The organism is Pseudoxanthomonas sp. 3HH-4 (genome assembly GCF_006716465.1).
In the GTDB taxonomy this organism is placed as follows: Bacteria; Pseudomonadota; Gammaproteobacteria; order Xanthomonadales; family Xanthomonadaceae; genus Pseudoxanthomonas_A.
Genome location: NZ_VFPB01000002.1, coordinates 324,663 through 339,327, shown reverse-complemented (window position 1 = coordinate 339,327; position 14,665 = coordinate 324,663). Strand labels below are relative to the sequence as shown.

The window sequence follows — 14,665 nt, the reverse complement described above, 5'->3', positions numbered from 1 at the left end:
GCGCGCCGGTCACGGAGCGGCGCTTGCGCGCGCGAGCCATTGGACCACGTGGTTGAGTGCCTCGGAATGCGTATCGCCGGCCAGGCGGCGTTCGCGGTGCAGTTGCAGTTGCCGATGGGCGCTGGTGCCTTTATCGAGGATGCGCCAGAAGCGATCGATCTGTGGCCTGCATGCCAGCGCGTCGATGTCGTCGGCCAGTGCATCGAGCGTGTTGTCCAGCATCTCGCGCACTGAGACCAGTCGGCGGCTGCCCAGGTCGATCAGTCCCGCATCGAAACCGTAGCGCTGCGCGCGCCATAGGTTCTCCGCAATCACGGCCTGGTCGCCGCTCCCCAGTTCCGCATGCAGGGCAGGCTTGCGATCCAGGTGCCGTACCAGGCAGCGGAACAGCTGCGCGATCGCCAGTGCGTCGTGAGGATCGGTACACGCGTCGGTCACGCGCAACTCCAGCGTGGGAAAGGCGAGCGATGGCCGCAGCGCCCACCACAGGAAGCTCGCATCCGGGATGGCGCAGCCGTCGACCATGCGCTGCACGTAGCGGTCGTATTCCGCTTGGTCTCGGAACAGCGGCGGGAGTCCGGTCCGCGGGATCTCCTGATAGGCGGTCTGGCGGTATCCCATCAGCCCGGTGGCATGTCCCATCCAGAACGGTGACGACGTGCTGAAGGCCAGCAGCAACGGTAGGAAAGGTTGCATGCGCGCCATGAGCGTGACACGCGAGGAAGGGTCGGCAGGTTGCACGTGCACATGCAGCCCGCACAACAGGTTGCGGTGACCGAGCATCTGCAGCTCATCCATCACTTGGTCGTAGTGCGGTTTGTCGGTGCTGAGCTGCCCGCGCCATTGCGCCGAGGGATGCGTGCCCGCCGCGAGGATCCACAATCCATGCCTGCGCGCGATGCCATCAACCCCGCGACGCAACGCCAGCAGATCGGATTCCGCGATGGCGGGATCATCATGTACTCGAGTCTGCACTTCGACCTGGGTCTGCAGCATCTCGCTGCCGAAACGGTCCCCCAGGGTGTCGCGGCATTCCTCGAAGAAGCGGCGAGGCATGTGGCGCAGGCGCCGGCCGTTGCTGCGCACGAGGAAGTATTCCTCCTCGAGTCCGAAGGTGTAGGGATGGGGGTTGTGCGGTGGTGTCTGCGCCATGCCCGCGTTATCTCACCGGGAGGGTGAAAGGCATGTTGAACCGTGCCCGACATGGCGCCGCCATCATTCGCGATGGGGCCGCCGCAACGACCCCTGACATCCAATTGCCGCCGGGTTTCAGACTTCGAGGGAAGCCAGGTCGCCCTTCGCTTCCAGCCACGTCTTGCGATCGCCCGCACGCTTCTTGGCCAGCAGCATGTCCATCAGGCCGTGCGTCTGCAGGCTGTCATCCACGGTCAGCTGCACCAGCCGCCGCGTATCGGGGTGGATGGTGGATTCGCGCAACTGGGCGGGGTTCATTTCGCCGAGACCCTTGAAGCGGGTCGTGTTGATCTGGCCGCGGATCTTCTCGCGCTCGATCTTCTCCAGCAGCAGGCGCTTCTCCTCCTCGTCCAGTGCATAGAACACCTGCTTGCCCACATCCACGCGGAACAGCGGCGGCATGGCGACAAACACATGGCCCGCCTGTACCAGCGCCGGGAAATGGCGCAGGAACAGGGCGGCCAGGAGCGTGGCGATGTGGAGGCCGTCGGAGTCGGCGTCGGCCAGGATCACGACCTTGCCGTAGCGCAGCCCACTGATGTCGTCCTTGCCGGGATCGCAGCCGATGGCAATGGCGAGGTTGTGCACTTCATCGGAAGCGAGCACCGACGTGCTGGCGACTTCCCACGTGTTCAGGATCTTGCCGCGCAGCGGCAGGATGGCCTGGAAATCCTTGTCGCGCGCCTGCTTGGCGCTGCCGCCTGCGGAGTCGCCTTCCACCAGGAACAGCTCGGTGCGAGACAGGTCCTGGCTGATGCAGTCGGCCAGCTTGCCGGGCAGGGCAGGACCCTGGGTGACCTTCTTGCGGATGACCTGCTTCTCGGTCTTCAGGCGCGCACTGGCGCGCTCGATGGCGATCTGCGCGATCTTCTCGCCCAGCTCCACGTGCTGGTTCAGCCACAGACTGAAGGCATCGTGCGCGGCGCCTTCGATGAAGCCGGCGGCCTGGCGCGACGACAGGCGTTCCTTGGTCTGGCCACTGAACTGCGGGTCGGTCATCTTCAGCGACAGCACGAAGGCCACGCGATCCCACACGTCCTCCGGCGCGAGCTTGACGCCGCGCGGCAGCAGGTTGCGGAAATCGCAGAACTCGCGCAACGCATCGGTCAGGCCGCTGCGCAGGCCGTTCACATGCGTGCCGTGCTGGGCGGTGGGAATCAGGTTGACGTAGCTTTCCTGCACCAGTTCACCTTCCGGCACCCAGGCCACGGCCCAGTCGACGACCTCGCTGTCCTTCTTCAACTGACCGACGAAAATGTCCGGTGGCAGCAGTTCGCGGCCCGCCATTTCACCCCGCAGGTAGTCACGCAGGCCGTCTTCGAAATGCCAACTGTCCCGCTCGCCGCTTGCCTCGTCGAACAAGGTGACGTTCAGGCCTGGGCACAGCACGGCCTTGGCGCGCAGCAGGTGCTTGAGCGCGCGCACGTTGAACTTCGGGGTGTCGAAGTATTTCGGGTCGGCCCAGAAGCGCACGCGCGTGCCTGTGTTTTTCTTGCCCACGCTTCCGACCACTTCCAACGGCGTGGCGCGGTCGCCGTTGCGGAAGGTGATGCGGTGCTCGCTGCCGTCGCGCTTGATGTGCACTTCCACCAGGGTGGACAGCGCGTTGACCACGCTGACACCCACGCCATGCAGGCCGCCGGAAAAGGTGTAGTTCTTGTTGCTGAACTTGCCACCCGCATGCAGCCGGGTGAGGATCAGTTCCACGCCCGGGATCTTCTCTTCGGGATGGATGTCGACGGGCATGCCGCGCCCGTCGTCGCTGACCTCGCAGCTGCCATCCTTGAACAGGGTGACTTCGATGCTGCCGGCGTGGCCGGCCAGGGCCTCGTCCACTGCGTTGTCGATGACTTCCTGCGCCAGGTGATTCGGGCGCGAGGTGTCCGTGTACATGCCCGGACGGCGCTTGACGGGGTCAAGACCGGAAAGGACTTCGATGTCGGCGGCGTTGTAGCGACTGCTCATGGTGCGTGCGGGTTCTCAGCGGGGCTGCGCGGCGCCCTGCAGGGCGCCGCCGGTATAGGGATTGAAGAGATAGTCGCCGGGGAAGCTCTCGCCGGTCCTGGCGTCGTGCCGGGCCGGCAGCAGGCTGCCGAGCGGCGTGCGGAAGCTGTAAGTGTCGAGCGAGGTGCGGACCTGTACACGGCCGTCCGCCATCGGATCGAACAGGAGCTTGCCTTTGGCGTCGCGTGCATCGAGCACGGCAAAATGCATGTTGTCGCCCATCGGCCCCAGCATGTTGGCCATCACGGGGCGGAGGATGGAGAGCAGATTCTTCAGCTGCGTAGGAATGCTCGTGGGCGCCATCGGTGCGTGGGCCTTGCCCGTCGCGTCGAGGAAGTGCATGTCGCTGAACATCGTGTCGGCGCCGGCGAATTCGTCGATGCCGGCGATGCCCACCTTGCCGCGCACCATGGCGATGAGCAGATAGTCATCGAGTTGCGCGATGAACTGCTTGCGGTCGGCGTCGGACAAGCCTTGTTGCTGGGCGGCGGAAACATGCCAATAGACGGGCGGTATGACCCAGACCAGTTCCATGGTGTCATCCACCATGTGGGTGCGCTGGGTGTCCTGCGCCACTTGGTCCAGCCTGATGTCCTTCAGGGGTACGGGCATGCGCTGCGCCCACGCGATCGCCGGCAGCAGGGCCAGGGCAGTGAGCGCGGCGAGCAGTCGGAAGGAGAAGCGCATGCAACGTCCTTTGTCGGGATTGACGGGTGCGGCAGTGTGCCGCCTGCCCCGGATTTTTGCCATGTTCAGTCGCACACGCTGAAACTGCGCGCGTGGACAGGGACGCCCTTGGGAACGCCAGCCGGTGTCCCCAGATTCCCGCCACCCACCAGGAGCCCCGCCATGAAGTCCCGCAACCTGTTGCTGCTGTCCGCCGCTGCCTTCGGCGCGCTGTTCGCGGTCCAGGCCTTTGCCCAGTCCCGGACCGGTACCGACGCCGACAAGCCCAAGCAGGACCAGTCCCAGACCAGTGATCCCTCCGATCCGGAGGCCAAGGCGCGTCGCCGTGCCGCCAACGAAGCCGCCGCCAAGCGCAAGGCCGCCGAAGGTCAGCAGAAGAAGGCCGGCGAGGAAGACGAAGAGCGCAAGCCCTGATCCACCTCGCGCCAGAAACCCTTGCCAGGCAAGGGTTTCGTGGCTGGTCGACCATCCAGCACGCCCCGCTTCGGCGGGGCGTCGCGCTTCCGGGCGACACGCGTTGCCTGTAGACTATGGCTTTCCGGAGCCCCGCCCATGACTCCCCTGATTTTCGTTACCGGCGGCGTTGTGTCCTCGCTAGGCAAGGGCATCGCCGCCGCTTCGCTTGCGTCCATTCTCGAAGCACGTGGCCTGAAGGTCACGATGATGAAGCTGGACCCCTACATCAACGTCGACCCGGGCACCATGAGCCCGTTCCAGCACGGCGAGGTGTACGTCACCGATGACGGCGCCGAGACCGATCTGGATCTCGGCCACTACGAGCGCTTCGTACGCACGCGCCTGAGCCGCAAGAACTCGGTCACCACCGGCCGGATCTACGAGAACGTGATCCGCAAGGAGCGTCGCGGCGACTACCTGGGCGCCACTGTCCAGGTGATTCCGCATATCACCGACGAGATCCGCCGCTGCATCGATGAGGCCACCGAAGGCTTCGACGTGGCGCTGGTGGAGATCGGCGGTACGGTGGGCGACATCGAATCGCTGCCGTTCCTGGAAGCGATCCGCCAGATCCGCACCGAGCGCGGCCCCGAGAAGGCCCTCTTCATGCACCTGACGCTGGTGCCGTACGTGGCGGCCGCGGGCGAACTGAAGACCAAGCCCACCCAGCACTCGGTGAAGGAACTGCGCTCGATCGGCATCCAGCCCGACGTGCTGCTGTGCCGCTCCGAGCAGCCGATTCCGGATTCCGAGCGTCGCAAGATATCGCTGTTCACCAACGTGCCCGAGCGCGCGGTCATCAGCGTGCCGGATGTCGACGTGCTTTACCGTATCCCGATGGGCCTGCATGGCCAGGGTCTGGACGAGATCGTCCTGCGCCAGTTCCGCATCGAGAACGCGAAAGCGGCGGACCTGTCCGAATGGGAGGCAGCGGTCGACGCGACGCTCAATCCGCTGGACGAGGTCACCATCGCCGTCGTCGGCAAGTACGTCGACCACCAGGACGCCTACAAGTCCGTCGGTGAGGCGCTCAAGCACGGTGGCCTGCGCCAGCGGACGCGCGTCAACCTCAAGTGGATCGAAGCGCAGGAACTGGAAGGCACCGACATGGCCCTGCTGCGGGGCGTGGACGGCATCCTGGTGCCGGGCGGCTTCGGCGACCGCGGCTTTGAAGGCAAGGTGCTGACATCTCGCTTCGCCCGCGAGCAGCAAGTGCCCTATTTCGGCATCTGCTATGGCATGCAGGCGGCCGTGGTGGACTATGCCCGCCACGTCGCCGGCCTGACCGACGCCAACAGCACCGAGAACGACAAGCAGTCGCCGCACCCGGTGATCGGCCTGATCACCGAATGGCGCACCGCGACCGGCGACGTCGAGAAGCGCGACGAGCGTTCCGACCTGGGCGGCACGATGCGACTTGGCCTGCAGGAACAGCGGCTGAAGCCCGGCACGCTGGCGCGCGAGCTGTACGGCAAGGACGTGGTGGCCGAGCGCCATCGCCACCGCTACGAGTTCAACAACCGCTACCGCACGCAGTTGGAAGACGCCGGCCTGGTCATCGCGGCCAAGTCGATGGACGATCTGCTGGTGGAGATGGTGGAACTACCGCGCAGCGTGCATCCATGGTTCCTGGCCTGTCAGGCGCATCCGGAATTCCTGTCCACCCCACGCGACGGCCATCCGCTGTTCGTCGGCTTCATCCGCGCCGCGCGCGAGAAGAAGGCGGGCGGCAAGCTGTTGAAGGAAGCGCGGGCGTGAAGGCTTGTTCCTTCTCCCTCCGGGAGAAGGTGCCCCGAAGGGGCGGATGAGGGTACGGCGAAGTCCGGGATGTTCCAGCCTTGCTGATTCCGCCGTACCCTCACCCCAACCCCTCTCCCGGGGGGAGAGGGGCTCTGACCAAAGGTGAATGCATGAAACTCTGCGGTTTTGAAGTCGGCCTTGACCAGCCTCTGTTCCTGATCGCCGGCCCGTGCGTGATCGAGTCGATGCAGTTGCAGATCGACGTCGCCGGCCGCCTGAAGGAAATCACCGGGAAGCTGGGGATGAACTTCATCTTCAAGTCCAGCTTCGACAAGGCCAATCGCACGTCCGGTACCAGCTTCCGCGGCCCGGGCATGGAAGAAGGGCTGAAGGTGCTGGACGCGGTGAAGAAGCAGGTGGGTGTGCCGGTACTGACCGATGTGCACGAGTACACGCCGATGGACGAAGTCGCGGCCGTCGTCGACGTGCTGCAGACCCCGGCCTTCCTCGTGCGCCAGACGGACTTCATCAGGAAGGTCTGCTCGGCCGGCAGGCCGGTCAACATCAAGAAGGGCCAGTTCCTCTCGCCGTGGGACATGAAGCCGGTCGTCGAGAAGGCCAAGTCCACCGGCAACCAGGACATCATGGTCTGTGAGCGCGGCGCGTCCTTCGGCTACAACAACCTTGTCAGCGACATGCGCTCGCTGAGCGTGATGCGCGATACCGGGTGCCCGGTGGTGTTCGATGCGACGCATTCGGTGCAGTTGCCGGGTGGGCAGGGCACCAGTTCGGGCGGTCAGCGCGAATTCGTACCGGTGCTGGCGCGTGCGGCGGTTGCCGTGGGCGTGGCGGGCCTGTTCGCCGAAACCCACCCGGACCCAGCCCAGGCCCTGTCCGATGGGCCGAATGCCTGGCCGCTGGACAAGATGGAAGCGCTGCTGGAAACGCTGCTGGCGCTGGATTCGATCACCAAGAAGAACGGTTTTCTGGAGAGTTCGGTCTGATGAGACCGGCCGGCGGTCCGTCCTGGGCAGCGCAGGCGGCATCCGTCGGCCTGCTGCTTGTCTCGGCATGGTTCCCGCTCCGCGCGGAGGCCTGCAGGACGATTCCACCCATGCTTGCTCCGCCGATTACCGAACTGGTGCAGACCTCAGACATGGTCGCCATCGTCCACGTTGATCGTATCCATCCGCTGACGGCCGAGCAGGCCGCATTCACCGAGCGCATCTTCAGTGATCCGCCATTGAACGTACCGATCCGCTTGCCGACTCAGGCTGTCGACGTCACCGTCGTGCGCAACCTGAAGGGGACGATTCCGAAAGGCGTGCCCATCGGCAGTGGCGTCACCAACTGCGATGTCGTGCTGATGGAAGGACGCGATTACCTTATCTTTGCCCAGGCGGCGGTCGAGTCAGGCGACAAGATCGAGCCTCGCTACGGCACGTTTATGATCGACCGGAGTCCGCGAAGCCTTGCGGCACTGGCCGAAGTGGAACACTCCCTTTCCTCCAATCCGACCCCACCATGACCAACATCGCCAAGATCCACGCCCGCGAAATCCTCGATTCCCGCGGCAATCCCACCCTCGAAGCCGAGGTCACGCTGGAAGACGGTTCCTTCGGTCGCGCCATGGTGCCGTCCGGCGCCTCGACCGGTACCAAGGAAGCCGTGGAACTGCGTGACGGCGACAAGACCCGCTACCTGGGCAAGGGCGTGCGAAAGGCCGTGGAGAACGTCAACGGCCCCATCGCCAACGCGCTGCATGGTTTCGATGCCACCGACCAGGAAGGCCTGGACCGTCGCCTGATCGATCTGGACGGTACCGAGAACAAGGGCCGCCTGGGTGCGAATGCGTTGCTCGGCGTGTCGATGGCCAACGCCCATGCAGTGGCCGCGTCCAAGAAGGTCCCGCTGTGGCAGCACCTGGCCAATGGCGACGTCACTCTGCCGGTGCCGATGATGAACATCATCAACGGCGGCGCGCACGCGGACAACAACGTGGACTTCCAGGAGTTCATGGTGCTGCCGGTCGGTTTCGACTCGTTCGCCGAGTCGCTGCGCGCCGGCACCGAGATCTTCCATTCACTGAAGTCGGTCCTGAAGGGCCATGGCCTGAGTACGGCGGTCGGTGACGAGGGCGGCTTCGCACCGGACTTCCGCAGCAACGTCGAGGCACTGGATACGATCCTGGAAGCCATCGGCAAGGCTGGCTACACCGCCGGCGAGGATGTGCTGCTGGGTCTGGACGTGGCTTCCAGCGAATTCTTCGACAATGGCAAGTACCATCTGGTCGGCGAGAACAAGCGCCTGACCAGCGAGCAGTTCGTCGACTTCCTGGCCGACTGGGCCGCGCAGTACCCCATCATCACCATCGAGGACGGCCTGGCCGAGGACGACTGGGCGGGCTGGAAGCTGCTGACCGACCGCATCGGCAAGAAGGTGCAGCTGGTGGGCGACGACCTGTTCGTCACCAATCCGAAGATCTTCAAGGAAGGCATCGAGTCCGGCACCGCCAACGCGATCCTGATCAAGGTCAACCAGATCGGCACGCTGACCGAAACGCTGGAAGCGATCTCGATGGCGCACCACGCCAACTACGCGGCGGTCGTGTCGCATCGCTCCGGCGAAACCGAGGACACCACCATCGCCGACATCGCGGTGGCCACCACGGCGACCCAGATCAAGACCGGTTCGCTGTGCCGCAGCGACCGCGTGGCCAAGTACAACCAGCTGCTGCGCATCGAAGAAGCGCTGGGCAGCAAGGCGCGCTACGCCGGCCGCAACGCCTTCGTGTCGCTGAAGAAGTAATCCATGCGCAAGGCGCCCTGGCTGCTGCTGGTGCTTGTACTGCTGCTGGGATGGCTGCAGTACAAGTTCTGGTTCGGGGTGGGCAGTTCCGGCCAGGTCGTCGCGCTTGAACAGCAGGTCGAATCGCAGAAACGCGAGAATGCCGGCCTGCAGGAGCGCAACGACGCGCTCGCCGCCGAAGTCGAGGACCTCAAGTCCGGTGAGTCGGCGGTGGAGGAGCGGGCACGCAGCGAGCTGGGCATGATCAAGCCGGGCGAGAAGTTCTATCGCGTGGTCGAACCGGCTGCGCCGACACCGGTCGCGACCAGCGACGAGGCGGGAAGCGACGGTGATGTCGAGGAGCCCGTTCCCTGATGGCCCGTATCTGGGCCGTCGTGCCTGCCGCCGGGCGCGGTACGCGCTTCGGCGGCGAGCTTCCCAAGCAATATCTCGTTGTCGATGGCGCCCCCCTGATTGCGCACACGCTGGCGGCCCTGTTCGCGCATGACGCGGTGGAGGGTGCGGTGGTGCCGGTCTCCGAGAACGACCAGGACTGGCCGCGCTGGACCGAGTTCGCGGGCAAGTCGGTGCGCGCCTGCGTCGGTGGTGCGAGCCGTGCGGCGTCCGTGCTGGCCGGCCTGCAGTCGCTGCCGGGCGATGTGCGCGCGGATGACTTCGTGCTGGTGCACGACGCAGCGCGTCCGAACCTGTCGCTCGCAGACCTTTCGCAGCTGCTGGAACGCGGCCGCAACGATCCGGTCGGCGCCATCCTCGCCGCCCCCGTGCGTGACACGTTGAAGCGTGCGGGCGACGATGGCGGCATCGATGCCACCGAGCCGCGCGAGCGCCTGTGGCGTGCCTTCACCCCGCAGTTGTTCCGCCGCCTGCAGCTGACCCGCGCACTGGAGGCCGCCACGGCCGACGGTGTGGAAGTCACCGACGAGGCGATGGCGATGGAGCGCCTGGGCCTGCGGCCGCTGTTGGTGGAAGGCTCGGAAAGCAACTTCAAGATCACCACGCCGGCAGACCTGGCGCGGTTCGCGTTCGAGCTGGCGCAACGTGGCCGCTGAGGAAGATGGGATCCACATGCAGAACTCCTTGAACATCCGCATCGGCCAGGGCTTCGATGTGCACGCCTTCGGTGACGGCGACCATGTCATGCTCGGGGGCGTGCGCGTGCCCCACGAACGCGGCGTGATCGCGCACAGCGATGGTGACGTGGTGCTGCATGCGCTGTGCGACGCCATGCTGGGCGCACTCGCGCTGGGCGATATCGGCAAGCACTTTCCGCCGTCGGACGACCGCTGGAAAGGCGAGGACAGCCGCGCATTCGTGCGTCATTGCAACGCCCTGATCGCTGAGCTGGGCTGGCGCGTCGGTAACGCTGACGTCACCGTAATCTGCGAGCGGCCGAAGGTCGGCCCGCATGGCGGTGCGATGCGCGCATGCGTGGCGGAAGACCTGGGCATCGATATCGATGCCGTCAGCATCAAGGCCACCACCACCGAGAAGCTGGGGTTCACCGGACGCGGCGAGGGCATCGCGGCGCAGGCGGTCGTGCTGCTGGTGAAGGCGTGAGTGAAGAGCTGCCCCGTGCATTCGGTGCATCCGTGCTGTCCGCTACCATGCGCAACGCGCCGGAAGACTTCTTCGTGGAGGAATTGCCGGGCTTCGCGCCGTCCGGCGAGGGCGAGCACCTGCTGCTGACCGTCGAGAAGCGCGGCATGAATACCCAGTTCGCGGCGAAGCGCATCGCCGCGTGGGCGGGCATCGCGGAGATGGGCGTGGGGTATGCGGGCCTGAAGGACCGGCACGCGGTAACGCGGCAACGTTTCAGCGTGCATCTGCCGCGCAAGACGGCCCCTGATCTGGCGGCCCTTGCGTCCGACGACCTGGCGGTGATCGAGTCGACCTGGCATTCACGCAAGCTCCCGCGCGGAGCCTTGGCGGGCAATCGCTTCGAGCTGGTGCTGCGTGATGTTGTTGGCGATGCCGATGCCATCGAGGCGCGATTGAGCGACATCGCCGCACACGGCATCCCGAACTGGTTCGGCGAACAGCGGTTCGGCCGCGACGGCGGCAATGTCGCGGCGGCATTGGCCATGTTCGCAGGGCGGCGGGTGCGTCGCGAACAGCGCTCGATACTGTTGTCGGCGGCCCGCTCGGCCCTGTTCAACCGGGTGCTGGCGGCCCGGATCGCCGATGGCAGCTGGAATCGGGGGCTGGAGGGCGAGGTCTGGACGCTGGCGGGCAGCCGCAGCGTGTTCGGGCCGGAACCCTGGAGCGAGGCGCTGGCGGAGCGACTCGCGGACTTCGACATCCATCCCTCCGGTCCGTTGTGGGGGCAGGGAGAGCCGCGCGTGCAGTCTGCCGCGCGCTTTTGCGAAGAGACTGCGCTGCAGGGCGATGATGCGACCGCAATGCGGGCAGGGCTGGAGCGCGAGGGGCTGAAGCAGGAACGGCGCGCGTTGCGATTGCGCCCCGACGGGCTGGCCTGGCAATGGCTGTCGACGGATGTACTGCGGCTGGGATTCGCGCTGCCGCCCGGGAGCTATGCCACCGCAGTGCTCCATGAACTGGGCGCGACACGGGATGTGTCGCTACCACAGGACCGTCCGTCGGAACGCGACTGAAGGCACTGGAAGCGCCGTCCAGCAGGCGTATAAGCGGAGACAGGCGTCCCCAGCGCCGTTTTCGCAGCTGACGGCTGGAGGGCGCTCCACAGGTTCTTTCCACACGCCGGAGGGTCGCCATGAACACCATGCTTCGCCTTGCAGTTGTGTTGTCTGTCTGCACCTTGCTGGCCGCATGCGCCAGTACGCGTGGAACCGCCAGTTCATCGCCGCCCGTCCAGCGTCAGTTGACCGCTGAGCAGCAGTACATCGCCTATGTCGAGCGGATCGCCAAGCGTCGTGGCATCCACCTGACATGGGTGAATCCACCGCGGATCGAGGACGGCACCACCGACAAGCAGTGATTTGCACTTCCTGCGTGATCACCCTCATGCCGTCAGTACATCGGCAAGGGGGGATCAACGACGGTTTCGTGCCAGCAATACAAGCACCGCTCCCGTGCCGCCCTGCGCAGGCGGCGCCGAATGGAACGCCAGCACGTCCGCGCGCTGGCGCAATATCCGGTCCACGAGATTCTTCAATACCGGTGCATCGCCATCGGAGCGCTGGCCCTTGCCATGGATCACGCGCACGCAGCCGTGATCATGCGCATGGGCCTCCGCGAAGAACCGGCGCAGCAGTCCCTCGGCCTGCAGTGCGGTGGCTCCGTGCAGGTCCAGTTCGTCCTGCACCGAGAACTGCCCACGCTTGAGTCGCTGGAAGGCGCGCGCTGAAAGCACTTCACGGCGATAGCTCAGCACATCGCCGGCGGACCTTGCATCAAGGGCTTCCATGCCGCGCTGGAACTCCCCAAGCGCTTCGTGCTCGTCGCGCTCGGCCATGCGCGCCGAAGGCCGCGGTGGCGGCTTGCGTGGCGGTGGAGGGGCTTCCTGCAGCCGTCGCACCTCGCCGATCGCGTCGCGGAACAGCGAGGCATCGTCGTCGTCGGGAGGCGTGGAGTGGGACATGCCATCAGCGTAGCGGCATCGCCGCGTGACGCAAGCGCGGGAAGCAACGGCGCGCTTCCGGTATCATGGGGCCGTCCTTGAGGAAACCCATGCGCGTACTGGTCAGCAACGACGACGGCGTCGACGCCCCCGGCATCCGAATCCTGGCAGAAGGCCTGCGCAGCGCGGGCCACGAAGTGTACGTGGTCGCTCCCGACCGCGACCGCTCGGGTGCCAGCAATTCCTTGACGCTGGACCTGCCGATCCGGCTCAAGCGCATCGATCACTACACCTGCAGCGTGGCGGGCACGCCGACCGACTGCGTGCACCTCGCATTGACCGGGATGCTGGAATTCGAGCCCGACATCGTGGTGTCGGGCATCAACAACACGGCCAACCTGGGCGACGACGTCATCTACTCCGGCACGGTGTCGGCGGCGATGGAAGGCCGCTTCCTAGGCTTGCCGGCGGTGGCGATGTCGCTGGTAACCCGGAACCACGATGCGAAGCACTATGAAACCGCCGCGCGCGCTGCGGTGGAGATCGTGGCCCGGCTCAAGTCCGATCCGTTGCCAGCTGACACCATCCTCAACGTCAACGTCCCCGACCTGGCATGGTCCGACCTGCGGGGCTTCGAGGTCACCCGTCTCGGCAACCGCCACCGATCCGAACCCTGCGTGCCGCAGCCTGACCCGCGCGGCCATACGGTGTACTGGATCGGTCCCGCGGGCCGTGAGCAGGACGCGGGAGCTGGTACCGATTTCCATGCCGTGCGCACCGGCCATATTTCCATCACGCCGATCCATGTCGATCTGACGCGCTACCAGGCGCTGGAAAAGGTCGCCGGGTGGGTGGGTGGGTTGACCGCCGCCCTCGAGGACTCCCCATGACGCCACGGTTGCGTCTGCAGCCCGAGGCCGTCGGCATGGGGATGACCTCGCAGCGCGTGCGCGATCGCCTGGTCGAACGCCTGCGTGAGTCCGGCATCGCCGATGAGCGCGTGCTCAACGCCATCCGCACCCTGCCGCGCCACTTGTTCGTCGATGAGGCGCTGGCAACGCGTGCCTATGAGGACACGGCGCTGCCGATCGGCCACAGCCAGACCATTTCCCAGCCCTGGGTGGTGGCGAGGATGACCGAAGTGCTGCTGGAGACCTCGCCGAAGAAGGTGCTGGAGATCGGCACGGGTTCGGGTTACCAGGCGGCAGTGCTCGCCATGCTCGGGCTCGAAGTGCATACCGTCGAGCGCATCGGCGATCTGTTGCGGCAAGCGCGCAAGCGCCTGCGCCAATTGGGAATGAACGTGCGCAGCAAGCACGACGATGGCCGCATCGGTTGGGCCGAGCACGGTCCGTACGATGCGATCATCGTGACCGCCGCCGCACCCGCGCTGGTGCCCGTGCTGGTGGAACAACTCGCGGTGGGCGGGCAGCTTGTCGCACCGGTCGGCGGCAGTGGTTCGCAATCCCTGGTACGCCTGCTGAAGCGCCCGGATGGCAGCGTGGAGGAAACCACGCTGGCCCCGGTGGTATTCGTACCGTTGCTGTCGGGAACCCTGGATTGAGCGGCGTGACGGATCCGCAACATGATGGGGATGCGCTCGATCAGGCTTCGCTGGGTGAGCAACTGGCGGACATCATCGAGCGCCTTCCTCCGGACACCTTGAGCCTGGGGGAACTGCTGGATGTCTTCAGCGACGAAGGCCTGCTTCTGCTGACCATCCTGCTGACGCTCGTGTTCCTGATCCCGGTGTCGATCCCCGGCGTCAGCACCGTGTTTGGCGCGGCCATCCTGCTGGTCGGGGTAAGCCGGTTGATCAACCGACCGCTATGGCTGCCGGCGCGCGTGAAGGACAAGGCATTGCCGGCCGATCGCCTGCGTCCTGGCCTGATTGGCGGACTCGTATGGGTCCGCAGGATGGAGAAGATCAGCCGGCCGCGCCGCCTGCGCTTCTTCGTCGACGGTGCGGGGCAGGGGACGCTCAACAATCTTGCTTTCATCCTGGCGGCACTGCTGTTGATGGCGCCGTTCGGATTCGTGCCATTCAGCAATACCCTGCCAGCCTTGGCGCTGTTGCTGTACGCCATCGGTTTCATCCAGCGCGACGGGGGTGCGATCCTGCTGGGCCATCTGGCCAACATCGGCACGATCGCCTACTTCAGCGTACTGATCGGCGGCGGCGGCGTCGCGGTGCGCGAACTGTTCCAGCGATTGACCGGCTGAGGCCGCCAAGCCACG

17 protein-coding genes are annotated in these 14,665 nt (G+C 65.8%); 13 read left to right on the top strand and 4 right to left on the bottom strand.

Features of this window, described 5'->3' with window-relative positions; all coding sequences use genetic code 11:
• Nucleotides 1-9: 9 nt before the first annotated feature.
• From FB548_RS08950 to FB548_RS08940, 3 genes are all read right to left on the bottom strand, one after another.
• Nucleotides 10-1,152 (bottom strand): carboxylate-amine ligase, encoded by a 1,143-nt coding sequence (locus FB548_RS08950; protein WP_142124426.1) that lies wholly within the window; start codon nt 1,150-1,152, stop codon nt 10-12.
• Between the two features lie 117 nt (nt 1,153-1,269).
• Entirely contained in the window at nt 1,270-3,159 is a 1,890-nt protein-coding gene (parE, locus tag FB548_RS08945; protein ID WP_142124425.1) for a DNA topoisomerase IV subunit B, read from the bottom strand.
• A 15-nt stretch (nt 3,160-3,174) separates the two neighbouring features.
• Nucleotides 3,175-3,885: a hypothetical protein gene (locus FB548_RS08940; protein ID WP_142124424.1), complete on the bottom strand. Its 711-nt coding sequence runs from the start codon at nt 3,883-3,885 to the stop codon at nt 3,175-3,177.
• Between the two features lie 162 nt (nt 3,886-4,047).
• On the opposite strand from FB548_RS08940, the gene FB548_RS08935 reads away from it, so the two are divergent.
• The 10 genes from FB548_RS08935 (at nt 4,048) to FB548_RS08890 (ending at nt 11,845) form a co-directional block, all read left to right on the top strand.
• Nucleotides 4,048-4,299, top strand: a complete 252-nt coding sequence (locus FB548_RS08935; RefSeq protein WP_142124423.1) for a hypothetical protein — start codon at nt 4,048-4,050, stop codon at nt 4,297-4,299.
• Between the two features lie 138 nt (nt 4,300-4,437).
• On the top strand, nt 4,438-6,099 hold the full coding sequence (locus FB548_RS08930) for a CTP synthase (protein WP_142124422.1): 1,662 nt from the start codon (nt 4,438-4,440) through the stop codon (nt 6,097-6,099).
• A 152-nt stretch (nt 6,100-6,251) separates the two neighbouring features.
• Complete coding sequence (gene kdsA, locus FB548_RS08925; RefSeq protein WP_142124421.1) at nt 6,252-7,085, top strand: 3-deoxy-8-phosphooctulonate synthase; 834 nt, start codon at nt 6,252-6,254, stop codon at nt 7,083-7,085.
• A gap of 110 nt (nt 7,086-7,195) precedes the next feature.
• On the top strand, nt 7,196-7,609 hold the full coding sequence (locus FB548_RS08920; protein ID WP_142124420.1) for a hypothetical protein: 414 nt from the start codon (nt 7,196-7,198) through the stop codon (nt 7,607-7,609).
• Nucleotides 7,606-8,889, top strand: coding sequence for a phosphopyruvate hydratase (gene eno, locus FB548_RS08915; protein WP_142124419.1), 1,284 nt, complete (start codon nt 7,606-7,608; stop codon nt 8,887-8,889). The genes FB548_RS08920 and eno overlap by 4 nt, the downstream gene beginning before the upstream one ends.
• A 3-nt stretch (nt 8,890-8,892) precedes the next feature.
• Nucleotides 8,893-9,243, top strand: coding sequence for a cell division protein FtsB (gene ftsB, locus FB548_RS08910; protein ID WP_142124418.1), 351 nt, complete (start codon nt 8,893-8,895; stop codon nt 9,241-9,243).
• Nucleotides 9,240-9,938, top strand: a complete 699-nt coding sequence (gene ispD, locus FB548_RS08905) for a 2-C-methyl-D-erythritol 4-phosphate cytidylyltransferase (protein ID WP_142124417.1) — start codon at nt 9,240-9,242, stop codon at nt 9,936-9,938. The genes ftsB and ispD overlap by 4 nt, the downstream gene beginning before the upstream one ends.
• A 16-nt stretch (nt 9,939-9,954) precedes the next feature.
• Nucleotides 9,955-10,446 (top strand): 2-C-methyl-D-erythritol 2,4-cyclodiphosphate synthase, encoded by a 492-nt coding sequence (gene ispF, locus FB548_RS08900; protein ID WP_142124416.1) that lies wholly within the window; start codon nt 9,955-9,957, stop codon nt 10,444-10,446.
• A complete protein-coding gene (gene truD / locus FB548_RS08895; protein ID WP_142124415.1) occupies nt 10,443-11,501 on the top strand; it encodes a tRNA pseudouridine(13) synthase TruD in 1,059 nt (352 codons plus the stop codon). Before ispF ends, truD begins: the two co-directional genes overlap by 4 nt.
• A gap of 119 nt (nt 11,502-11,620) precedes the next feature.
• The gene (locus tag FB548_RS08890) at nt 11,621-11,845 is read left to right on the top strand and encodes a hypothetical protein (RefSeq protein ID WP_142124414.1); all 225 of its coding nucleotides are present in this window, start codon (nt 11,621-11,623) and stop codon (nt 11,843-11,845) included.
• A 54-nt stretch (nt 11,846-11,899) separates the two neighbouring features.
• Here the strand turns inward: FB548_RS08890 and FB548_RS08885 are convergent, their stop codons facing one another.
• Nucleotides 11,900-12,448 (bottom strand): Smr/MutS family protein, encoded by a 549-nt coding sequence (locus FB548_RS08885; RefSeq protein ID WP_142124413.1) that lies wholly within the window; start codon nt 12,446-12,448, stop codon nt 11,900-11,902.
• An 89-nt stretch (nt 12,449-12,537) separates the two neighbouring features.
• Between FB548_RS08885 and surE the strand changes: the two genes are divergently transcribed.
• Genes surE through FB548_RS08870 form a run of 3 tightly spaced genes read left to right on the top strand, consistent with a single transcriptional unit; the run spans nt 12,538 to nt 14,650 of the window.
• Nucleotides 12,538-13,317: a 5'/3'-nucleotidase SurE gene (gene surE, locus FB548_RS08880; RefSeq protein WP_142124412.1), complete on the top strand. Its 780-nt coding sequence runs from the start codon at nt 12,538-12,540 to the stop codon at nt 13,315-13,317.
• Entirely contained in the window at nt 13,314-13,991 is a 678-nt protein-coding gene (locus tag FB548_RS08875) for a protein-L-isoaspartate(D-aspartate) O-methyltransferase (RefSeq protein ID WP_142124411.1), read from the top strand. The genes surE and FB548_RS08875 overlap by 4 nt, the downstream gene beginning before the upstream one ends.
• Nucleotides 13,992-13,996: 5 nt before the next feature.
• Entirely contained in the window at nt 13,997-14,650 is a 654-nt protein-coding gene (locus FB548_RS08870; protein WP_142124410.1) for an exopolysaccharide biosynthesis protein, read from the top strand.
• The last annotated feature ends 15 nt before the right edge of the window (nt 14,651-14,665 follow it).